This window comes from Massilia orientalis (assembly GCF_030411975.2).
In the GTDB taxonomy this organism is placed as follows: Bacteria; Pseudomonadota; Gammaproteobacteria; order Burkholderiales; family Burkholderiaceae_D; genus Telluria; species Telluria orientalis.
The window spans coordinates 279,923-302,374 of record NZ_JASNRB020000004.1 but is presented as its reverse complement, the minus strand read 5'-3'; the positions used below and the strand labels follow the sequence as shown (position 1 = coordinate 302,374).

General features: G+C 68.6%; 12 protein-coding genes. 9 read left to right on the top strand and 3 right to left on the bottom strand.

The window, feature by feature from the left end; translation table 11 throughout:
• The first annotated feature begins 58 nt into the window (after positions 1-58).
• From QPK29_RS07710 to QPK29_RS07700, 3 genes are all read left to right on the top strand, one after another.
• Positions 59-8,242 (top strand): GH36-type glycosyl hydrolase domain-containing protein, encoded by an 8,184-nt coding sequence (locus QPK29_RS07710; protein WP_371771614.1) that lies wholly within the window; start codon positions 59-61, stop codon positions 8,240-8,242.
• The gene (locus tag QPK29_RS07705) at positions 8,239-9,108 is read left to right on the top strand and encodes an outer envelope protein (protein ID WP_371771613.1); all 870 of its coding nucleotides are present in this window, start codon (positions 8,239-8,241) and stop codon (positions 9,106-9,108) included. Before QPK29_RS07710 ends, QPK29_RS07705 begins: the two co-directional genes overlap by 4 nt.
• A 95-nt stretch (positions 9,109-9,203) precedes the next feature.
• Positions 9,204-10,838 (top strand): CehA/McbA family metallohydrolase, encoded by a 1,635-nt coding sequence (locus tag QPK29_RS07700; RefSeq protein ID WP_371771612.1) that lies wholly within the window; start codon positions 9,204-9,206, stop codon positions 10,836-10,838.
• On the opposite strand, the gene QPK29_RS07695 is transcribed toward QPK29_RS07700, so the two are convergent.
• Complete coding sequence (locus QPK29_RS07695) at positions 10,835-11,410, bottom strand: TMEM165/GDT1 family protein (protein WP_371771641.1); 576 nt, start codon at positions 11,408-11,410, stop codon at positions 10,835-10,837. The genes QPK29_RS07700 and QPK29_RS07695 overlap by 4 nt on opposite strands.
• Positions 11,411-11,503: 93 nt before the next feature.
• On the opposite strand from QPK29_RS07695, the gene QPK29_RS07690 reads away from it, so the two are divergent.
• Positions 11,504-13,126 carry a serine hydrolase gene (locus tag QPK29_RS07690; RefSeq protein WP_082577333.1) on the top strand — a complete coding sequence of 541 codons (1,623 nt, stop codon included), beginning with the start codon at positions 11,504-11,506 and terminating at the stop codon, positions 13,124-13,126.
• A 113-nt stretch (positions 13,127-13,239) separates the two neighbouring features.
• On the opposite strand, the gene QPK29_RS07685 is transcribed toward QPK29_RS07690, so the two are convergent.
• Together QPK29_RS07685 and QPK29_RS07680 are read right to left on the bottom strand one after the other, a co-directional pair.
• On the bottom strand, positions 13,240-14,154 hold the full coding sequence (locus QPK29_RS07685) for a hypothetical protein (RefSeq protein WP_371771611.1): 915 nt from the start codon (positions 14,152-14,154) through the stop codon (positions 13,240-13,242).
• Positions 14,154-15,695, bottom strand: a complete 1,542-nt coding sequence (locus QPK29_RS07680) for a S1C family serine protease (RefSeq protein ID WP_371771610.1) — start codon at positions 15,693-15,695, stop codon at positions 14,154-14,156. Before QPK29_RS07680 ends, QPK29_RS07685 begins: the two co-directional genes overlap by 1 nt.
• 374 nt (positions 15,696-16,069) lie before the next feature.
• Here QPK29_RS07680 and QPK29_RS07675 point away from each other — a divergent pair, with 374 nt between their 5' ends.
• The 5 genes from QPK29_RS07675 to QPK29_RS07655 all read left to right on the top strand — a co-directional run bounded on the left by QPK29_RS07675 (position 16,070) and on the right by QPK29_RS07655 (position 22,450).
• Positions 16,070-17,707, top strand: a complete 1,638-nt coding sequence (locus tag QPK29_RS07675; RefSeq protein ID WP_160406771.1) for a TldD/PmbA family protein — start codon at positions 16,070-16,072, stop codon at positions 17,705-17,707.
• A gap of 13 nt (positions 17,708-17,720) precedes the next feature.
• Positions 17,721-19,058 (top strand): TldD/PmbA family protein, encoded by a 1,338-nt coding sequence (locus QPK29_RS07670; RefSeq protein ID WP_371771609.1) that lies wholly within the window; start codon positions 17,721-17,723, stop codon positions 19,056-19,058.
• Between the two features lie 129 nt (positions 19,059-19,187).
• Positions 19,188-20,825: a TldD/PmbA family protein gene (locus QPK29_RS07665; RefSeq protein WP_056128594.1), complete on the top strand. Its 1,638-nt coding sequence runs from the start codon at positions 19,188-19,190 to the stop codon at positions 20,823-20,825.
• 5 nt (positions 20,826-20,830) lie between these two features.
• Positions 20,831-21,451, top strand: a complete 621-nt coding sequence (locus QPK29_RS07660; protein ID WP_036240140.1) for a DUF4159 domain-containing protein — start codon at positions 20,831-20,833, stop codon at positions 21,449-21,451.
• Between the two features lie 3 nt (positions 21,452-21,454).
• Positions 21,455-22,450, top strand: a complete 996-nt coding sequence (locus tag QPK29_RS07655) for an AAA family ATPase (protein ID WP_449819937.1) — start codon at positions 21,455-21,457, stop codon at positions 22,448-22,450.
• The last annotated feature ends 2 nt before the right edge of the window (positions 22,451-22,452 follow it).

Below are 22,452 nucleotides of genomic sequence, written 5' to 3'. Positions count from 1 at the left end.
AATGGTCGCGTCCCGCGTCAGCCGGCGGTCGGTTGCGCACGCCACCACGAGGTTCCTGTTGAAAGAAGAAAAAGTGCTGCCGCCCGCAGCCGGGGTCGCCGATGACGACGCCCCGCTGCGCGCCGAACTGTTTTCCGCCGCCCAGATGGCCGTCCACGGCCGCCGCCTCGCCGCGCGCCATCAACTGGCCGACGCGCCGGGCAGCGACCGCCTGCTGGACCGCCTGGACGACAATGCCGCCGTCATCGCCGATGCCTGCGCCGGCCTTGCGCGCGCCGCGCGCGCCGGCGTGCGCCTGCCGCCGGCGGCCGACGCGCTGCTCGACCATGCCTGGCTGATCGACGACCACGTCCGCCTCGCGCGCCGCCACCTCCCCGACGACGATTGCTGCGCGCTGCCCTGCCTGCAGGATGCCGATGCGCGGGGCAATCCGCGCGTGTACCAGCTGGCGCTGGACGTGATCGCGCATGGCGACGGCCGGCTGGACGCGGAAAGCCTCGCGCGCTTCGTCGCCGCCTACCAGGAAGGCGCGCCGCTGGCGCTGGCGGAACTTGCGGCGCTGCCAGCCATGCTGCGCCTCGTGCTCATCGAGAACCTGCGCCGCCTCGCCGTGCGCCAGGCGGACACCCGGCGCCAGCGCGTGCAGGCCAACCGCTGGGCCGACCGCATGACGGCGCGGGCCGAGCAGCGGCCCGGTGACCTGATCCTCGTCGTGGCCGACATGGTGCGCGACGTGCAGCCGATGAGTTCCGGCTTCGTGGCCGAACTCGCGCGCCGGCTGCAGGGCCGCGGCGGCCCGCTCACCCAGGCCTTGCAATGGATCGCCACACGCCTCGCGGACGAGGGCCGCACGCTCGACCAGGCGATGCAGGCCGACGTCACGCAGCAGGCCGCGGACGACGTCTCGGTCGCGAACTCCATCGCCAGCCTGCGCCTGCTGGGCAGCATGGACTGGCGCGAATTCGCCGAGACGATGAGCGCCGTCGAGCAGGCGCTGCGCGGCGACCCGGCCGGCGTCTACGGCCGCATGGACGGCGCCACGCGCGACCATTACCGCCACGTGGTCGGGCGCCTCGCGCGCGCCGCCGGCCGCCGCGAGATCGAGGTGGCGACGGAAGCGCTGGCGCTGGCGGCCGAAGGGCATGACGCGCGCCGGCGCCACGTCGGCTTTTACCTGGCCTGCGACGGGTTGCCGCAACTGAAGCAGCGGCTGAACCTGCGCCCCGGCCGCGTGCGCGCGCTGCCGGCCTATCTGGGCGCCGTCGGCGCGTGCACCGCACTGTTCGCGGGGGCGGCCGCCGTCCACGCGGCGCAGGATGGCGCCGGCCCGGCGCTGCTCGTCGCGATCGGCCTGCTGGGCGCGCTCGGTGCGAGCCGGCTGGCGCTGGCCCTCGTCGACCTGATGGCCGCGCGGCTCGTCGCGCCGGCGCCGCTGCCGCGCATGGATGTCGGCGCGGGCATCCCGCTAGACGCGCGCGCCATCGTCGTCGTGCCCGCGCTGCTGTACGGCCGCGACAACGTGGCGGCCCTCGTCGAGTCGCTGGAAGTGCATTATCTCGCCAACCGCGACCCGCACCTGCGCTTCTGCCTCCTGACCGACCTGGCCGACGCGCCGCGGCAAGAGGTGTACGGCGACGCCGACCTGATCGAACAGGCGCGCGCCGGCATCGCCGCGCTGAATGCGAAGTATGGAGCGTGCCGGCCGTTCCTGCTGCTGCACCGCCAGCGCACGTGGAGCGACGGCGAGGGCGCGTGGATCGGCCGCGACCGCAAGCGCGGCAAGCTGGAAGACCTGAATGCGTTCCTGCTGCGCGGCGAGCGCGCGCCGTTCGCCGTGATCGAAGGGCCCGTCGACGGCGTGGACGAGATCCGCTACGTGATCACGCTGGACGCCGGCACCGGCCTGCCGCGCGACGCCGCCCGCGCTTTCGTCGCCGCGATGGCGCATCCGCTCAATCGCCCCGTGCTCGATGACGCGGGCCGGCGCGTGGTGGCCGGTCACGGCCTGCTGCAGCCGCGCATGACGGCCGCGCTGCCGCCGGAACACGCGTCGCGCTACGAACGCCTGTGCGGCGGCGCATCCGGCATCGAGCAGGACCTGTTCGGCGAAGGCACGTTCGCGGGCCAGGGCATCTACGACCTGGCCGTGGCCGACCGCGTGCTGCGCGGCCGCCTGCCGGACGACCGGGTGCTGTCGCACGACCTGCTGGAAGGCAGCTACCTGCGTGCCGGCCTGCTGGGCGACGCCCACCTCGTGGCGCCATGCCCGGCGCGCTACAGCGACGACGTCGCCCGGCGCCACCGCCAGATCCGCGGCGACTGGCAACTGGCCGGCTGGCTGCGCGACCGCGTGCCGCGGGCGGACGGCAGCCGCGAAGCGAATCCGCTGCCGCCGCTGGCGCGCTGGAAGCTGTTCGACAACCTGCGCCGCAGCCTCGTCGCGCCCACGTTGTGCATCCTGCTGGTGCTGTGTTGGGCGCTGCTGCCGGCGCCCGCGTTCTGGACCGCGGCCGTGCTGGCCGTGTTCTTCGTGCCGTTCGCGCTGCGCACGCTCGTCGCCCTGGCCGACAAGCCGCACGACGTCGCGCCCGGCGCGCACCTGCGGCACTGCGCGCACGACGCGCGCATCGGCCTCTATCACGCGCTGCTGGACACGGCCTTCCTGCCGCACGAGGCCAGCTACAGCGTGGACGCGATCGCGCGCGGCGCGTGGCGCATGCTCGTGTCGAAGCGGCTGCGCCTGGAATGGCGCGCGCCCACGCTGTCGCGCTCCAGCACGGACATGGAGTCGAACTGGCAGAACATGTGGTTCGCTCCCGCGTTCGCGGTGGGTGTCGCCGTGCTGCTCAGCTTTGCGAACCCGCTCGCGCTGTTCGCGGCCGCGCCGCTGCTGCTGCTGTGGTTCCTGTCGCCCGTGGTCGCATGGTGGGTCAGCCTGCCGGCTGCGCGTCATGCACCGCACCTGGCGGAGGCGCAGCGCCGGTTCCTGCGCACGACGGCGCGCCGCACGTGGGCATTCTTCGAGGACCACGTCACGGCCGAGAGCAACTGGCTGCCGCCGGACCACTTGCAGGAACACCCGGCCCCCGTCGTCGCGCACAGCACGTCGCCCGCAAGCATGGGCTTCGCGCTGCTGGCCAACATGACGGCCTGGGACTTCGGCTACGCGCCTGCGGGCGACCTGCTGGCGCGCACGCGTGCGGCGCTGGACACGATGGGCCGGCTGGAACGCCAGCGCGGCCATTTCCACGACGCGTACGACACGCGCACGCTGGAGCCCCTGTCCGTGTCGGCCACCGGCAGCGGCAACCTGGCGGCGCACCTGCTCACGCTGGCCGCCGGCCTGGAACGGCTGGCCGACGAGCCCATCGCCTCCAGCCGCGCGCTGGACGGCATCCGCGACACGCTGGACGTCGTCGAAGAACACGCCGTGCCCGCCGTGCGCGAGGCGATCGCCGCGCTGCGCCTGCACCTCTCGCCGGAGCGCTGCCGCAATGCGGGCACGTTGCCGGGCCTCGCCGATTGCCTGCAAACGCTGGCGCGCCACGCGGAGACGTTGTGCGCCGCCGTGCCGGACGACGCCGATCCGCAGTTGCGCGACTGGGCCGGCAGGCTGGCGCGGCAAACGGCGGCCGCGCAGGCGGACCTGCTGGCGATGGCGCCGTGGATGCGCGTCGTGCAGGAATACGTGATCGATTCGAGCCTCACCCGCATCCCGACGGTGCGCGAGCTGGCCGGCTTCGGCATGAAGGCGCCGGGCGACGACCTGGAACCGGACGAGCGCACGCGCCAGCTGCTGCTCGCCGGGCTTGTCGCGGAAGGCAGTACGAACGCGCAGGCGCGCCTGCAGGAGATCGAGCAGCTGGCGCGTGCCGCGCGCGCGTGCGCGGACATGGATGTCGGTTTGCTGGCCGACGCGGACACGCGCCTCCTCGCATCGGATGCCCGCCTGGCCAGCTTCACCGGCATCGCGCGCGGCCAGCTGCCGCAGGAACACTGGACCGCGCTGGGCCGCCAGTCGTGCCGCGCGTACGGCCACCCGGTGCTGCTGTCCGCGGACGGCGCGCTGGACGACTACCTGGCGCCGCTGCTGGTGATGCCGGCGTACCGCGACACGTTGCTGGACCAGACGTACCGGGGCATCGTCCGCGCGCAGGCGGAATACGGCCGCCGCCGCGACGTGCCGTGGGGCTTTGCGGCATCCGGCTACAACGCGATGGACGCCGTGCTGCATTACCAGTACCGCGCCTTCGGCGTACCCGGCACGGGGACGCAACGGGCGTCAGGCGAAGACCTCGTCGTCGCGCCATACGCCGCGCTGCTGGCGCTGATGGTCGAACCGGAGCGCGCCTGCGCCAACCTGGAACGCATGGCGCAGCTGGGCTTCACGGGCCGCTACGGTTTCTATGAAGCCGTCGACTACACGCCGGCGCGGCGGCCCGCGGGCCAGGCCCATGCGATCGTGCGCGCCTTCATGGCGCACCACCAGGGCATGGGTTTGCTGGCGCTGTCCTACCTGTTGCACGACCGGCCCATGCAGCGCCGCTTCGCCGCCGAGCCGCAGTTCCAGGCCGCGTTGCCGCTGCTGCAGGAACCGGTGCCGCGCGCCGGTGCGGGGCGGCACGTGGAGGTCGAAGACATGCGCCCGCGCGCGCCCGACAGCGCCACGACGGCGCGCACGGTGACGCAACCGGACGCCGCGCCGCAGGACGTGCAACTGCTGTCCAACGGCCGCTACCACGTGCTGGTGACGGCGAGCGGCGCCGGCTACAGCGCGTGGCGCGACCTGGCCGTCACGCGCTGGCGCGCGGATCCGACCGCCGGCGACGGCGGCCACGTCTGCTACGTGCGCGACGTGGACAGCGGGGCCGTGTGGTCGAACACGTGGCGGCCCACGCTGGCGCGGCCCGAGCATGACGAAGCCCGGTTCTCCGAAGGCCGCGCGGCATTCCACCGGCGCGACCACGGCATCGAACTGCACACGGAGATCGTCGTCGCGCCCGACGACGACGTCGAATTGCGCCGCCTGCGCATCGCCAACCGGACGGGCACGACCCGCACCATCGAGCTGACGAGCTACGCGGAGGCGGCGCCGGCAACCGTGCAGATGGAGATCCTGGCACAGCGCGATGCTCTCCTGTGCACGCATGGGCAGGCATGGCTGCTGAACGTGATGACGGTGCACGGCGCGGACGCACCCGCGGCCCAGTTCGGGACGGACCGCGCGCACTTCATCGGCCGCGGACGGAGCAGGGCGCATCCCGCCGCGCTGGAGGGACGCGCGCCGCTGGACGGCCTGGACGGCATCGTGGCCGATCCGGCGCTGGCGATCCGCCGCATCCTGACGCTGGCGCCGCACCAGGAAGCGACGGTCGACATCGTGCTGGGCGTGGCCGAGACGCGCGACCACGCGCTGCACCTGATCGACAAATACCGCGACCGCCAGGTGGCCGACCGTGTGCCCGAACTCGCGTGGACGCACGGCCAGGTCATGCTGCGCCAGTTGAACGCGAGCGAGGCGGACGCCCAGTCGTACGCGCGCCTGGCCGGCAGCGTGCTGTGTCCGCAGCCTGCGCTGCGCGCCGACCCGGCCGTCATCGCGCGCAACCAGTACGGCCGGGCCGACCTGGAAGCGCTCGGCATTCCGGGCGACCGTCCGCTCGTGCTGCTGCACCTGCGCGACGCCGCCAACCTCGATCTCGCGCGCCAGGCGGTCCAGGCGTACGCGTGGTGGCGCGCGAAAGGACTCGCCGCGAACCTCGTGGTCTGGTGCGACGGCCCGGCGGCGTTGCAGGACGAGGTCATGCGGCTGCCCGGCGCGGGCGGCGTGTACGTGTGCACGTCCGAGCAGCTGTCGCTGGACGAGCGCATGCTGATGCAGGCCGTGGCGCGCGTGGTCCTGGCGGACGACCAGGGCAGCCTCGCCGAGCAGCTGCGCCGCGCGGCCGCGCGCAAGGCCGAGCTGCCGCCGGCGCTCGTGCCGACCGCGGCGCCGGACCAGGACGAAGGGACCGCGCCGGCCGTACCGGACGGCGACATCGACGGCTTTACGGCCGATGGCCGCGAATACGTCATCCGCACGGGCCCGGGCCGGCACACGCCCACGCCCTGGGTCAACGTGCTGGCGAGCCCGATGTTCGGCACGGTGATCTCGGAAAGCGGCCAGGCGTACAGCTGGAACCAGAATGCCCATGAATTCCGCCTGACGCCGTGGGACGATGACCTCGTGGCCGGCCGCGGCGGCGAAGTGTTTTATCTGCGCGACGAGCAGACGGGCGTGTTCTGGTCGCCGACGGCGCTGCCGGCACCGTCCGGCGCCGGCCATGTCACGCGCCACGGCTTCGGCTACAGCGTGTTCGAGCACGCGGCGCACGGCATCCACAGCGAGCTGTTGACGTATGTGGCGCTGGACGCGCCGCTGAAACACATCGTGCTCAAGCTGCGCAACGACGGGACCGCGGCGCGGCGCCTGTCCGTCACGGGCTACGTGGAGTGGGTGCTGGGCGAGCTGCGCGCGGACGCCGCGCCGCACGTGGTGACGGAGCAGGATCCCGTCAGCGGCGCGCTGTTTGCCCGCAACGCGTGGAACGGGGATTTCGCGGGCCGCGTCGCGTTCTTCCACCTCGATGCCGAGCACGTGGCGTTTACCTGCGACCGCGCGGAATTCATCGGCCGCGACGGCAGCCTCGCCAATCCGGCCGCGCTCGCGCGCACGACCTTGTCCGGCCGCAGCGGCGCGGCGCTCGATCCGTGCGCCGCGCTGCAAACCGTCATCGACCTGGCGCCGGGAGAAGAACAGGAACTCGTGTTCATGCTGGGCGTGGGCGGACGCCGCAACCTGGACGCCACCGGCATGGTCCAGCGCCACAGCGGCGCCGTGACCGCCGCCGCCGACCTGGCGCGCGTGCGCGACTTCTGGGACGACACGCTCGGCGCCGTCCGCATCGAGACGCCGGAGCCCGCATTCGACGTCCTCGTCAACGGCTGGCTGATGGTGCAGGCGATCGCGTGCCGGATGTGGGCGCGCACGAGCCATGACCAGTCGGTGGGCGCATACCGTTTCGGCGACCAGTTGCAGGATGCGATGGCGGCCGTGCACGTGCGTCCGGAACTGCTGCGCGACCACATCCTGCTGTTCGCCGGCCACCAGTTCGTCGAAGGCGACGTGCAGCACTGGTGGCATCCGCCGACGGGCCGCGGCAAGCGCACGCGCTGCCCGGACGATGCCTTGTGGCTGCCGCTCGCGGTGCACCGCTACGTGGGCGTGACGGGCGACTACGCACTGCTGGACGAGATCGCGCCGTTCATCGAAGGCCGCGCGCTCAGGCAGGACGAGGCGGCGTATTGCGACCTGCCCGAGCGTTCGCAGGAACAGGCCAGCATCTACGAACACTGCGTGCGCGCGCTGCGCCGCGCCCTCGTGTTCGGGCCGCACGGCCTGCCGCCGGGTGCGGGTGGCGTTGGCGAGAGCGTCCGGCTCGGATTCTTCCTGTACGACGTGCTGTGCCGCTTCGCGGAACTCGCCGACCGCCGCGGCGACTACGGCTTCTGCACGACGTGCCGCAGCGCGGCCCAGGTCCTCGCGCACAACCTCGACGGCAACGCGTGGGAAGGCGCCTGGTACCGGCGCGCGTATGGCGACGACAGCGCGAGCGGCATCGATGCGGCCACGCAAAGCTGGGCCGTGCTGTCCGGCGCGGCCGACCGGGACCGGGCCCGCATCGCGATGGAGGCGGTGGACGCCCATCTCGTGCGCGACGGCGGCGGCGTCCAGGACACGCAGGCGGCGATCTGGGCGGCGATGGCGTTCGCGCACCTGGGCGACACGGAGCGCGCGTGGGCACTGGCGCGCATGCTCGTTCCGGCCGAGCGCACGGCGCCCTACGTGATGACGGCAAGCTGGTACGCGGGCTCGGCCGGCGGGATGTACCGGTTGATCGTCGAATCGTTGCTCGGGGTGACGCGAGCCGGCGAAACCTTGACCTTGATGCCACGCCTGCCTACCAACTGGGAAGGCTTCCGTCTACACTACCGCTACCGCGGCAGCCAGTACACGATCGCCGTGCGGCGCGCGGACGAGCCGCTGCTGCACGTGGACGGGGTGGCGCAGCAGGGCAATACGATCGCGCTGGTGGACGACGGCCGGACGCACGAGGTGGAACTGCACGTGGCTTCCCGCCACGACCCGGCCGCCCCGGCGCCGCACATGAACTGGACGACCTGCGAAAAGATGCGACCATGAACACGCGACGTGCGCATGTGGTGGCTTTCCTGATCGGGATGGTAAGCATGTCGGCGCACGCCGCCGACTGGAGCGACACGGCGCTCAGCTGGCGCTACGGCCAGCGCTTCCGCGAGCCGTTCAATCCGTCCGACATCAAGAAGCACATCGTCGCGCTGACGCATGCGAGCGGCTACAAGTACGGCTCGAATTACGTCAACGTCGACCTGCTGCAGTCCGACCGCAACGATCCCGCGTCGCGGACGCAGAACGAGGGCGCGCAGGAGGCCTACGTCGTCTACCGCCACACACTGGATATCGGCGCACTGCGCGGCGCGCCGCTGGCCTACGGCGCCGTCAAGGGCGTGGGGCTCGTGCTGGGCTTCGACTGGAACACGAAGAACGACGTGGGCTACAACTCGCGCAAGCGCATGCTGGTGGCGGGGCCGGCCCTGATGTGGGACGTGCCCGGCTTCCTCAGCACGGGCCTGCTGCTGGTCCACGAAAGCAATGCGCCGAGCGGCGCGTTCCCGCCGATCTCCCAGGTACGCGGACGCTACACCTACGACATCCACCCGATGTTCTCGGCCAGCTGGGGCATCCCGATCCCCGAACGGTGGGCGCCAGGCTGGGCGTTCGAGGGCTATTTGAACTTCATCGGCGCCAAGGGCCGCGACGAGGTCGGCAGCGGCACCGGCGCCGAGACGAACCTGGACATGCAATTGATGTACGACGTGGGCAGCCATGTCGGCCAGCCGAAAAAACGTTTGCGCATCGGCCTCGAATACCAGTTCTGGAACAATAAATTCGGTAACACGGCCGGCACGACCGGCAACCGGGGCCAGCGCGCCAGCACCCCGATGGTAAGGGCCGAGTACCACTTTTGAACGGCCTTAAAATTTGTCAATAAGTTAATATCTAAATGACAATTTTATGAGCCTTGGATCAAGGCCGACATGCATGCAATTGCAAAAATTGCATCATGAAAACCTCGATCCCCACTCTCTCCCTGGTGCTGGCCGCGGCCGGCGTGTTCAACCCCTGGTGTAGCGCTGCGCCGGCCGCGACGCTCGAACATAACGAGTTCGATGCGACCCTGCTCGCGCCGTACCACGGCGACGTCCGCGATGCGCGCACGTTCACCTTGTCGTTCGAGTATCCCGGCCTGCAGGCAGGTCGAAAGGCACGCCGTCCCGTGACGTGGCGCCTGGAGCTCGTCACGCCGTCCGGCCGCCGTGTCGCCCAATGGCAGGGGCGGCTGGCGCTGGGCGGCACGCCGCGTGACGTTGCCGTACGCTGGTCGGGCATCCTCGCCGGCCGCCGGCCCACGCCCGGCATCTACCGCGTGCGCCTGCATGCCGCGAGCGGCAGCGAGACGGCCGACCAGGCGTGGGACATCGCCGTCGGCAGCGTGCCGGCGCCCGCGCTGCCCGCGTTCTCTCCGCTGCCGACGGGCCGTGCACGCATGATGGCCATGCCGGCGCCGGGCGCGTTGCCGTACACGGTCTATTACGGCAACCTGCACAGCCAGACGCGCGACAGCGACGGCGGCGGCCCCGTCGACAACTGCCACGGCGCGCAAGACCCGCAGACGGCGCCCTACGGTCCGGACGCAGCGTATCCGTATGCGCGCAGGCACGGACTGGACTTCCTGATGGTCTCGGAGCACAACCACATGTACGACGGTTCGGACGGCACGAACCTGGATGCCGATCCCGCGCAAGCGAAGGCGCTGTACCGGGCCGGCCTGAAGACGGCGCGCGACTACTCGGATGCGAATCCGGGCTTCCTCGCGCTGTACGGCATGGAATGGGGCGTGATCGGCAATGGCGGCCACCTGAACATCTTCGACAGCGACGAGCTGCTCGGCTGGGAAAAGAACGGGAAGGGCGAGCTGCTTGCGGACACGCCGACGGCCAAGAGCGACTACGCCGCGTTGTACGCCCTGATGCGCCAGCGCGGCCTGACAGGCCAGTTCAACCATCCTGCGCTGACCGGCCAGTTCACCGTGAACGGCACGCCGCTCGCATACACTCCCGACGGCGACGCCGTGATGGCCTTGTGCGAAGTGGTCAACAGCTCCGCGTTTTCCGTCAGCGAGAACGAGGGCGAGACGCGGCGCAGCAATTTCGAGCTGGCCTGCAACAAGCTGCTGGAAGCGGGCTACCACGTGGCGTTCAGCAGCAACCAGGACAACCACTGCGCCAACTGGGGCGCGTCGTACAGCAACCGCAGCGCCGTGCTGATCCCGAACGGCGTGCCGCTGATGCGCGCCAGCTTCCTCGAGGCCGTGCGTGCCCGCCGCGTGTTCGCGACGATGGACAAGGATGCGCAGGTGGTCCTCACCGCGAACGGCCACCTGATGGGCGAGCGCTTCGACAATACGGGCGCGCTGCGGCTGCAGGTGGCTTACGCCAGCGCGACGGGACGGCAGGCCGCGACGGTGGCGATCATCGAAGGCGTCCCGGGACGCAACGGCGACGTGAGCCAGCTCTCCGACAAGGCCGACGTCACGACGGCGCCTGCGCCGGGCGCGCATTTCTATTATGCGAAGGTGACGCAGGACGACGGCAGGATCCTGTGGTCGGCCCCGGTGTGGGTGACGCAGCAGCCCTAGAAGCCCAGGCTGCGGCCCGCGCCGAACAGGGTGGCGACGCCCAGCACGGCGAAGACCAGCGCCGCCAGGCCGTGCACGAGTTTCAAGGGGACGCGGCCGGCGATCCGGTCGCCGAAGTACACGGCCGGCACGTTCGCGAGCATCATGCCGAGCGTCGTCCCGGCGACCACCGCCACGGCGGACGCGTAGCGCGCGGCCAGGGCGACGGTCGCGACCTGCGTCTTGTCGCCCATCTCGGCGACGAAGAACGCGAGCACCGTGGTGAGGAAAACGCCGAAGCGCGCCAGCCGCGCCTCGTCCTCGTCCATCTCGTCCGGCACCATGATCCAGGCGGCCATGCCGAGGAAGGCGATGCCCAGCACCCAGCGCATGACGTCGGGGCCGAGCAGGCGGCTCACGAGCGCGCCGACGGCGGCGGCGAAGGCGTGGTTGGCGATGGTCGCGACGAAGATGCCGGCCACGATGGGCAGCGGACGGCGGAAGCGTGCGGCGAGGAGGAAGGCCAGCAACTGCGTCTTGTCGCCGATTTCGGCGAGGGCGACGATGCCGGTGGAAACGAGGAAGGCATCCATGGAAAGGCGGATCATAGCAGAGGTGTGCCGCCGACGCGAACATGCTATCCTGCCCCGCGCTTCCACCATCCGAGGAATCCAAGAGTGCAATCCATGACCCGCATCGCAGCAGCGATCCTGCTCGCTTTCTCCGGCGCCGCACTGGCGCAGACACCCTCCACCGCCCCCGCCGCAACCGTCATTACGCAGGATGCCTCAGCCCTGAACGCCTGGCTGGCCACCGACGTCGAACGCGCGATGAAGCTGTTCGACGTGCCCGGCATCGCGATCGCCGTCGTCAAGGACGGCAAGGTCGTCGCCACGCAGGGCTTCGGCGTGCGCAAGCTGGGCGCGCCGGACAAGGTCGATGCGAAGACGCTGTTCGAGGTCGCGTCGAACTCGAAGGCGTTCACGGCGGCCGCGCTGGCGATGCTCGTCGACGAAGGCAAGCTCGCGTGGGACGATCCGGTCACGAAGCACCTGCCGGACTTCCAGATGTACGACGCGTACGTCACGCACGAGATGACGGTGCGCGACCTGCTCACGCACCGCAGCGGCCTGGGTCTCGGCGCCGGCGACCTGCTGTGGTGGCCCACGACGAATTTCTCGACCGACGAGATCATCCACAAGCTGCGCTTCATCCGCCCCGCCACGAGCTTCCGCAGCAGCTATGCGTACGACAACCTGCTGTACATCGTGGCCGGCAAGATCATCGCGGCCAAGTCGGGCAAGACGTGGGGCGAGACGATCCACGAGCGCATCCTCGCGCCGGTCGGCATGGTCTCCACGACGACGAGCCTTGCGGAAAACGCGGGCAATCCGGACGTGGCGAACGCGCACAGCAAGATCAACGACAGGATCGCGGCCGTGAAGGCGATGCCGGTGGCGAACGCCGTGGGCGCCGTCGGCATCAATACGAATGCCGAGGATATCGCGCGCTGGATGAACGTGCTGCTGGCCGGCGGCAAGGTGGGCACGGACGCGAACGGGAAGGAGATCCGCCTGTACAGCGCGAAGCAGGCGCGCGAGATGTGGACGGCGCAGACGCCGATGCGCATCAGCGAGCCCGATCCCAAGCTGGCCGCCACGCGCCCGAACTTCCTCGCGTACGGCCTCGGCTTCCAGCTGCGCGACTGGCAGGGCCGGCTGGTCGCGATGCACAGCGGCGCGCTGCAGGGCTTTTATTCGAAGGTGGTGCTGGTGCCGGAAGCGAAGCTGGGCATCGCCATCCTGACCAACGCGGAAAGCGGCGGGTCGCTGAACGCGCTGCAATACCAGCTGCTCGACCGCATGCTGGACCCGGCCGCGGCGACCGACTGGATCGGCATCGTGAAAGCCGTCGAGGACGAGAACCACGCGAAGGAACTGGCGCGCATCGGCAAGGCGAACGCCGCGCGCGCGGCGAAGTCGCAACCGTCGCTGGCGCGCGCGGCGTACGACGGCGAGTACCAGGATCCGTGGTACGGCATCGCGACGATCAAGCATGAGGGGAACAGACAGATCCTGACGATGTCGCGCACGCCCGACCTGACGGGCGAACTGGAACACTACCAGCACGACACGTTCATCGTGCGCTGGAAGGAGCGCAACTTCAACGCCGATGCGTACGTCACGTTCGCGCTGAATCCGGACGGCAGTATCGAGCGGATGCGGATGCAGCCCATCTCGACGGAGACGGATTTCAGCTATGACTTCCAGGATCTGAACTTCACGCCGGTGAAGAAAGCGGTGCCATGACTATCGGCCTGCGGCCCATGAACCGTCGCCCCAGCGAAGGCAGGGGGCCAATTTTGCGTGCGCGGCTACTCAGATAAACTTGGGTCCCCGCCTGCGCGGGGACGACGGTATATTTAAATCGCCGGCACCGGCGAGTACCCCGACACCGCCCGATACTTCCCATTCCCGTACCGCAGCACCTGCTTCTGGTCGATCGCCGCCGGCGGCCCCCCATACGACTCCGCGCGGCTGATCGCCCCCTGGTAGCGGATGGTCAGGTCGCCCGGCTGCTCATGCGTCGCGTCGATGCTCCAGCTGCTCTCGATCGCATAGCAGTCATGCGTGTCCGGCGCAGCGCCGTCGTCGCGTGCGATGGGGTCCTGCGCGTGCGGCTTCACGAGCGGCGCCAGGCGGTGCTGGCAATCCGCCGCGCTGTCGACGTTGATGCCGGACAGTGCCAGCTCCACGGCCGGCTCGCGCCGGACCGCGTCGCGGCCGACTTCGTACACGGCGAGCCAGGTGCCGCAGTAACCCTGCCAGCAACTGCCGTATTCCACCGCAACGGCCTGGCGGCGCGCGGCCAGCGCGACCTCGCGCACGGCGGCGGCGCCGGAAAAGCCGCGCAGCGCGAAGATGCCCTGGCGTCCGCTCACGCCCCACGTGCCGCCATGCTGTTCGAACTGGTAGGCAGCCAGTGCCAGCGGCGTCGCGTGGACGGCGCTGGAGCGGCCGTCGTCCCCGGCCGGCACGAGGCCCGCGATGAGGGTCAGGTGCGACGGGTCCGTGCGCAGCACCAGTTTCGGTTCGACGAGTACGCGGTTCGGCCCCACGTTCCAGCCGGCGTAGATGCCGTGCCCGGTGCCGGGAAGCGGCGGCAAGGCCGCGCTGTGCACGCGGCCGGCCGCGCTCTCGCTCCAGCCGGGAAAGGCCAGCGCAGCCAGCTGGGCCGGCGTGGGTAACGGTTGCGCGGCCGCGGCGAAGCAGGGCACGCAGGCGGACAGCACGGCCGCGCCGAGCGCGGCGCGGCGTAACGAAAACGCGGCCGCCATCAATTCTTCTTGCCGTTCCAGACGTCCAGCATGTCTTGCGAACCTTGCGAACGGATGCCGTTGTCCTGCAGGACGCCCTCGGTGGCGTCGACCATCGCCTGGCGCGGCAGGACCATCGTCTCGCCCAGGCGCTGGTCGAAGCGCAGCACGACGAGGTCGTCCTTCAGGTCGCGCAGCAGGGCCACCAGGTGGCGCAGGCTGCGTACCGGCACGCCGTTGATGGAGTCGACGACGGAGCCGAAGCGGTTGCTGTAGCCCGTCACGAGCTTGTGCGGGAAGAACGGCGAGCTGATGACGACGAGTTCTTCGCGCTGCGCGTCCGGCTCGTCGCCGCGGCGCGTCACGAGCGGGCTGGCGTTGAAGCTGTAGGCGTTCAGCAGTTGCGCGTTGTTGCCGATGAAGGACAGGTATTCGGCCGTGGCGCGCGAGAACACGATCGGGCCGTACACGAAGTACGACGGATAGTCGCCGTCCAGCGCGGGGATCAACAGGGGACGCCGGCCGCTCGCGGGCACCTGTACCTGCATGGTCTTGCCGCCGCGGACGATGGTCAGCGGTACCTTGCCGTTTTTCGCGACCTGCTGCACGCGGTACTGGAAGCGCACGCGCAGGTTGGCCCCCAGCCTGACCATGCCCTGGTTGTCGATGGGGTAGTCGCCGATGCGCGTGATGACGTCCCATTCCTTCAGCGGGTACGCGGCATCGCTGCGGTACGGGCGGTGCACGACGACGCCGTCGGCCGCCTTGTCCAGCTTGAGGTACTGGCGCAGGACCGGGTTCTCCAGCGTCTGGATATCGTCCAGCAGCAGCGGCTTGCCGTCGTAGCGGCCGTCGGCCACGTCGCGCAGGAACAGTTCCACTTCCTCGTTCGGGATCACGTAGCCGATGTTCTGGGCATTCGCCGCCATCGAGAACGCGAGACCGATCATCTTGTCGCCGTCGATCACAGGCCCGCCGCTGTTGCCGGGGTTGATGGGCGCGTCGATCTGCACGCGCAGGCCCGCGCTGCCGTAGCCGTAGGGGACGAATTCGACGCGCGAGACGATGCCCTTGGTGACGGACAGCGACGTGCCGCCCATCGGATAACCGTAGGCCATGACGGCCTCGCGCACGTCCGGCAGGACGCTCGTGCGCTTGACCGGGCGGTGCTTGTCGAAGAACGATTCGTCGTCCAGTTTCAGCAGCGCGAGGTCCATGCCGCGCGCGATGGCGACGACGGTGGCGCCGACCTTGTCGCCGTCCTGGCTCGCCTGCACCTGCACCTGGCTCGCGTAGCCGACGACGTGGGCGTTGGTGAGGATCCGCTTGCCTTCGATGACCACGCCGGATCCGGTGATCTCCTGCGGCGTGGCCTTGGTCCAGGGCTTGAACGGGTCCGGGCGGCGCAGGGTGCTGAAGATCTTGACGACCGAGTTTTCGACGGCAGGCGATACGGGTGGCGCGGCAGTTGGCGGGGCGGTGGCCTGGCTGATTTCCTGGGCCTGGAGCGTGCAACTGGCCAGCGCGATTGCGGCGGCCGCCGCAAGGCGAACGATCTTCATGGAATCCCTGTTTTGGTGTGCAAATGTGACATGCAAACGTTGCCGTCGCAATATACACGGTGCTTAACTGTAAAAATGCACGAATTCTCACGCGTAACCATTCAGTAATCTCGTGTTGCATCCAGGCGTAATGACGCATGCATATGCGAGGTGTCCGGCCCACCTGTCGCGGACACCGGGCGGACAGTCGCGGACACCGAAAAACGCCGGAACGCGTGCAAATCCGCCGCCTGCCACGTGGCATGAAGATTGCCTATTCAAAACGTCAACTTGCTGCTAAGGTGCATCGGCTTCATGACCCCCGCAGTAAAAAAAGGAGCGGCCCGCCACCCGGGGCGCTGACCAAAAAGAAGTGTGTGATTTCAGGAGAACCCATGGAACGCCGTACCTTCCTTAAAATCGGTGCCGGAACCGCCGGTGCCATGCTGGTACCCGTCTTCGGCAACGCCATCGCCGCCGAGGAGCTGCTCACCGCGATGCCCATCGCGGCCAAGAAGGCGCTGGCCGACACCGCGCTGAACGCCGCCACCAAGGCCGGCGCGAGCTATTGCGACGTGCGCATCGGCCGCTATCTCAACCAGTACATCATCACCCGCGACCTGAACGTCGAGAACGTGACGAACACGGAATCGGCCGGCGTCGGCGTGCGCGTGGTGGTCAACGGCGCGTACGGCTTCGCCGCCACCAACGACATGACCCCGGACGGCATCGCGGGCGCGGCGCGCCAGGCGGTGGCGATCGCCAAGGCGAACGCCAGGCTGCAGTCCGAGCCGGTCCGTCTCGCACCGGTCAAGGGCGTGGGCGAGGTGTCGTGGGCGACTCCCATCGTCAAGGACTGGCGCGCGGTGCCCATCAAGGACAAGGCCGAACTGCTGATCGCGGCGAACAAGGCGGGCATGGATGCCGGCGCGAGCTTCATGCAGTCGATGCTGTTCCAGGTGAACCAGCAGAAGTATTTCGCATCGACCGACGGTTCGTACATCGACCAGGACGTGCAGCGCCTGTGGGCGCCGTTCTCCGCGACCGCGGTGGACAAGGCCAGCGGCAAGTTCCGTTCGCGCAGCGGCCTGTCGACGCCGGTCGGCATGGGCTACGAATACCTGGATGCCCGCAAGGAAGACACGATCAAGGCGGCGGGCGGCGTCGCCACGCTGTACACGAAATCGTACGACATCGTCGAGGACGCGCGCGCCGCGGGCCGCGACGCCAAGCGCAAGCTGACCGCGAAGTCGGTCACGCCGGGCAAGTACGACCTGATGCTGTCGCCGGAACACCTGTACCTGACGATCCACGAATCCGTCGGCCACCCGACCGAATTGGATCGCGTGCTGGGCTACGAGGCGAACTACGCCGGCACCAGCTTCGCCACGCTGGATAAATGGGAGTCGAAGTCGTTCAAGTACGGCTCGCCGCTGGTGAACATCGTCGCCGACAAGACGACGCCGGGCTCGCTGGGCAACGTGGGCTACGACGACGAAGGCGTCAAGACTAAGCGCTGGGACATCATCAAGGACGGCATCCTCGTCAGCTACCAGGCCACGCGCGACCAGGCGCACATCATCGGCAAGGAAGAATCGGACGGCTGCTCGTACGCGGACAGCTGGAGCAACGTGCAGTTCCAGCGCATGCCGAACGTGTCTCTGCAGGCCGGGAAGAAGAAGCTCACGCCCGACGAGATGGTCAAGGACATCAAGAAGGGCATCTACATCGTGGGCGACGGTTCGTTCTCGATCGACCAGCAGCGCTACAACTTCCAGTTCGGCGGCCAGCTGTTCTACGAGATCAACAACGGCAAGATCGGCCAGATGCTGGAAGACGTGGCATACCAGTCGAACACGCAGGACTTCTGGAATGCGTGCACGGCGATCTGCGACGAGCGCGATTGGCGCATGGGCGGCTCCTTCTTCGACGGCAAGGGCCAGCCTCCGCAGATCAGCATCGTGTCGCACGGGTCGTCGACCGCGCGCTTCAACGGCATCAACGTCATCAACACCGCCCGCAAGATCGGCTAAGGGGACCTGCATCATGACCATCCTGACCCAGGAACAGACCAAACACATCACCGACCGCGTCCTCTCGTTCTCGAAGGCCGACGAATGCATCGTCACCGTGAGCGGCAGCCGCAACGGCAACATCCGCTTCGCGCGCAACCAGGTCTCCACCGCCGGCCTCGCGGACGACACCAACATCTCGGTGACGGTCGCTTTCGGCAAGCGCCAGGGCACCGCCACCATCAACGAGTTCGACGACAAGTCGCTGGAAAAAGTCGTGCGCCGCGCCGAGGACCTCGCCCGCCTGGCGCCGGAGAATCCGGAATTCATGCCGGCCGTGTCGAAGCAGGAGTACAAGGCGTCGCAGACGTTCAGCGCGAAGACGGCCGCCATCGATCCGGACTTCCGCGCCCAGACCGCGGCGTATGCGATCGAAGCCTGCAAGAAGAACAAGCTCGTCGCCGCCGGCTTCTTCACGGACGGTAACCAGTTCTCCGGCGTGGCCAACTCGAACGGCGTGTATGGCCACCAGCAGCAGACGAGTCTCGATTTCACCTGCACCGTGCGCACGGAAGACGGCCGCGGCTCCGGCTGGGTCAAGCGCTCGGCCACCGACGCGAACAGGTTCGACGCGCGCGAAGCGGCCGATGTCGCGATCGAAAAGGCGCTGCGCTCCGTCGACGCGAAAGCACTGGAACCGGGCCGCTACACCGTGATCCTGGAACCGGCGGCCACGTCGGAGCTGCTCGGCTACATGCTGTTCGGCTTCGATGCGCGCCAGACCGACGAAGGCCGCAGCTTCCTGTCGAAGAAGGGCGGCGCCTCGCGCCTGGGGGACAAGCTGTTCGACCAGCAGGTCAACATCTGGGCCGACCCGTGGAACCCGGACGTGCCCGTGCTGCCGTGGGACACCGAGAACCTCATCGCGCGCAAGCGCATGGACCTGATCAAGGACGGCAAGGTCAACGCGCTGAACTACTCGCAGTACTGGGCCAAGAAGAAGGGCGTGCCGGCGACGGCCACGCCGGGCAACATCATCATGGCCGGCACGGACAAGTCGACGGCGGAGCTGATCGCCAACACGAAGAAGGGCGTGCTCGTGACCCGCACGTGGTACATCCGCATGGTCGACCCGCAATCGGTGCTGCTGACGGGCCTCACGCGCGACGGCACGTTCTACATCGAGAACGGCAAGATCAAGTACCCGATCAAGAACTTCCGCTTCAACGAGAGCCCCGTCACGATGCTCAACAACATCGAGGAGATCGGCAAGCCGGTCGTCATCGGTGGCGACGAGGTGCCGTTCCAGATGCTGATTCCGCCGATGAAGGTACGCGACTTCAACTTCACGTCGCTCTCCGACGCGGTGTAAAAATAAGCACGTCGTCCCCGCGAAGGCGGGGACCCATGCTGAGTGTGCCGAAGCAGCACACTTCGCCTATTCGCAAACGCAGTATGGGTTCCCGCTTTCGCGGGAACGACGGGGCACAATGGAGAATTCATGGAACGCCGTACCTTCCTCAAAATCGGTGCCGGCACGGCCGGCGCCATGCTGGTCCCCGTGTTCGGCAACGCGATCGCCGCCGAGGAACTGCTCAATCCCCTCGCGTTGAGCTTCAAGAAGTCGCTGGCCGACACCGCGCTGGACGCCGCGAAAAAAGCGGGCGCCTCGTACTGCGACGTGCGCATCGGCCGCTACCTGAACCAGTACATCACCACGCGCGACCTGAACGTCGAGAGCGTGACGAATACCGAATCGACCGGCATCGGCGTGCGCGTGATCGCCGCCGGCGCCTACGGCTTCGCCGCCACGAATTCCCTGACCCCGGACGCCGTCGCCGGCGCCGCGCGCCAGGCCGTGGCCATCGCGCAGGCCAACGCGAAGCTGCAGACGGAACCCGTGCAGCTCGCGCCCGTGAAAGGCGTGGGCGAAGTCGCGTGGGCCACGCCGATCAGGAAAGACTGGCGCACCGTCCCGGTCAAGGACAAGGCCGATATGCTGATCGCCGCGAACAAGGCGGGCCTCGCCGCGGGCGCCAGCTTCATGACGGCGAACCTGTTCCAGGTGAACCAGCAGAAGTATTTTGCATCGACCGACGGCTCGTACATCGACCAGGACATCCACCGCCTGTGGGCCCCGATCAACGCGACCGCGGTCGACAAGGCGACCGGCAGATTCCGTTCGCGCGCGGGCCTGGCGCCGCCGGTCGGCATGGGCTATGAATGGTTCGACGTGAAGCCGGAGCACAAGGTGCGCGCGGCCGGCGGCGTGGCCACGCTGTACAACGGCGGCTACGACATCGTCGAGGAAGCGAAGAACGCGGGCCGCCAGGCGCGCGAGAAGCTGACCGCGCGGACCGTCGACCCGGGCAAGTACGACCTCGTGCTGGCGCCGGAAAACCTGTTCCTGACGATCCACGAATCCGTCGGCCACCCGACGGAGCTGGACCGCGTGCTGGGCTATGAAGCCAATTACGCCGGCACGAGCTTCTGCACGCTGGACAAGTGGGAGTCCCGTAACTTCAATTTCGGTTCGAAGATCGTCAACTTCACGGGCGACAAGACGGCGCCGGGTTCGCTGGGCGCCGTCGCCTACGACGACGAGGGCGTGCCCGCGAAGCGCTGGGACATCATCAAGGACGGCATCCTCGTCAACTACCAGGCCACGCGCGACCAGGCGCACATCATCGGCGAAAAGGAATCGCACGGCTGCTCGTACGCGGACAGCTGGAGCAAGGTGCAGTTCCAGCGCATGCCGAACGTGTCGCTCGTTCCGGGCAAGCTGAAGATGACCCCGGACGAGATGGTCAAGGACGTCAAGAAGGGCATCTACATCCTCGGCCGCGGCTCCTACTCCATCGACCAGCAGCGCTACAACTTCCAGTTCGGCGGCCAGCTGTACTTCGAGATCAAGGACGGCAAGATCGGCCAGATGCTGGAAGACGTGGCGTACCAGTCGAACACGCAGGACTTCTGGAATGCGTGCACGGCGATCTGCGATGAACGCGACTGGCGCATGAGCGGCTCCTTCTTCGACGGCAAGGGCCAGCCGAGCCAGGTCAGCGCCGTCTCGCACGGCACGTCGACCACGCGCTTCAACGGCATCAACGTGATCAACACGGGCCGCAAGATCGGCTGAAGAGAATGGCGACGTACGACTTCTACTTCACGCGGTTGACGTACGAGTCGGGCGACTGGGACGTGGACCAACGCATGCCCAGCAACGTCCTGAACTCGCTCGTCGAGTACACGACGCTCAGGGTGGATACCGCGGAGCGCATCGTCGCCCTGGCGGATCCGAAGATGCTCGAAGCGCCGTTCTGCTACCTGGCCGGGCACAAGCTCGTCCAGTTCACCCCCGCCGAGCGGCGCAACTTCGAGCGCTACGTGAAGGGCGGCGGCTTCGTGTTCGTGGACGACTGCAACCACGACATCGACGGCCTGTTCGCCAAATCGTTCGAGGCCGAGATGGCGCGCATCTTCGGCCCAAAGGCGCTGCACAAGATCCCGAATAATCACCGCCTGTATTCCAGCTTCTTCCACTTCGACGGTCCGCCCAACACGGCGGTGGAGCTGAACGGCTGGGGCGACGATCTCGTGCACGAATACCTGCGCGCCATCGAGGTGGGTGGCCGCATCGGCGTGCTGTACTCGAACAAGGACTACGGCTGCGAGTGGGACTACGACTTCCGCAACAAGCGCTGGCTCGCGGTCGACAACACGCGGTTCGCCGTCAACATCATTCAATATGCGTTAGGAGCCTAGCAAGTGGCAGAAGCTGCATGGACTGAGAACGAGATCGCCGACCTGGCGGCGAAGGTGGACGCGCTCAAGGCGAGCATGGGCCGCGTGATCATCGGCCAGCGCGACGTGATCGATCTGCTGGTGACGTGCCTGTTGGGCGGCGGCCATGCGCTCGTCGAGGGCGTGCCGGGCCTCGGCAAGACGCTGCTCGTGAAATCGCTGGCGCAGGCGACCGACATGCAGTTCCGGCGCGTGCAGTTTACCCCCGACCTGATGCCGTCCGATATCGTCGGCACCGAGATCCTGGAAGAAGACCAGGCCACGCGCCAGCGCGTGTTCCGCTTCCAGCCGGGCCCCGTGTTCACGCAGGTGCTGCTCGCCGACGAGATCAACCGCGCGCCGCCGAAGACGCAATCCGCGCTGCTCGAAGCGATGCAGGAACGATCCGTCACGTTCGCCGGGCAAACGCACAAGCTGCCGAAGCCGTTCTTCGTGCTCGCGACACAGAATCCGATCGAGCAGGCCGGCACGTATCCGCTGCCGGAAGCGCAGCTCGACCGCTTCCTGCTGCGCATCGACGTCGGCTACCCGACCGAGGATGAAGAGATGATGATGGTCGGCGCGACGACGCACGCCGGCCTGCGCGACGCCGATCCCGCGATGGACCTGGAGACGCTGCTGCGCCTGCAGCGGCTCGTGCGCGATATCGAGATTTCGGATGCGATGCTGCGCTACGCGACGCGCCTCGTGCGCGCCACGCGCCCGGCCGATTCGCCGGTGGACGCGATCCGCAAGCACATCGGCTGGGGCGCCGGTCCGCGCGCCGGCCAGGCCCTCGTGCTGGCGTCGAAGGCGCGCGCGCTGATGCATGGCCGCCTCGCCGTCACGCGCGACGACATCAAAGCGATGCTGCTGCCCGTGCTGGCGCACCGCGTGCTGCGCAACTTCGAGGCCGAGGCGGACGGCGTCGCCATCGCGGATATCCTCGCCGCGCTGCACGCCGGGATCCGGGCCGAGTAAGA

Excerpts from the sequence above, each read along its gene's own strand:
- QPK29_RS07705 (WP_371771613.1), top strand. The coding sequence starts at position 8,239 with ATGAACACGCGACGTGCGCATGTGGTGGCTTTCCTGATCGGGATGGTA.
- QPK29_RS07700 (WP_371771612.1), top strand. The coding sequence starts at position 9,204 with ATGAAAACCTCGATCCCCACTCTCTCCCTGGTGCTGGCCGCGGCCGGC.
- QPK29_RS07695 (WP_371771641.1), bottom strand. The coding sequence starts at position 11,410 with ATGGATGCCTTCCTCGTTTCCACCGGCATCGTCGCCCTCGCCGAAATC.
- QPK29_RS07690 (WP_082577333.1), top strand. The coding sequence starts at position 11,504 with ATGACCCGCATCGCAGCAGCGATCCTGCTCGCTTTCTCCGGCGCCGCA.
- QPK29_RS07685 (WP_371771611.1), bottom strand. The coding sequence starts at position 14,154 with ATGGCGGCCGCGTTTTCGTTACGCCGCGCCGCGCTCGGCGCGGCCGTG.
- QPK29_RS07680 (WP_371771610.1), bottom strand. The coding sequence starts at position 15,695 with ATGAAGATCGTTCGCCTTGCGGCGGCCGCCGCAATCGCGCTGGCCAGT.
- QPK29_RS07675 (WP_160406771.1), top strand. The coding sequence starts at position 16,070 with ATGGAACGCCGTACCTTCCTTAAAATCGGTGCCGGAACCGCCGGTGCC.
- QPK29_RS07670 (WP_371771609.1), top strand. The coding sequence starts at position 17,721 with ATGACCATCCTGACCCAGGAACAGACCAAACACATCACCGACCGCGTC.
- QPK29_RS07665 (WP_056128594.1), top strand. The coding sequence starts at position 19,188 with ATGGAACGCCGTACCTTCCTCAAAATCGGTGCCGGCACGGCCGGCGCC.
- QPK29_RS07660 (WP_036240140.1), top strand. The coding sequence starts at position 20,831 with ATGGCGACGTACGACTTCTACTTCACGCGGTTGACGTACGAGTCGGGC.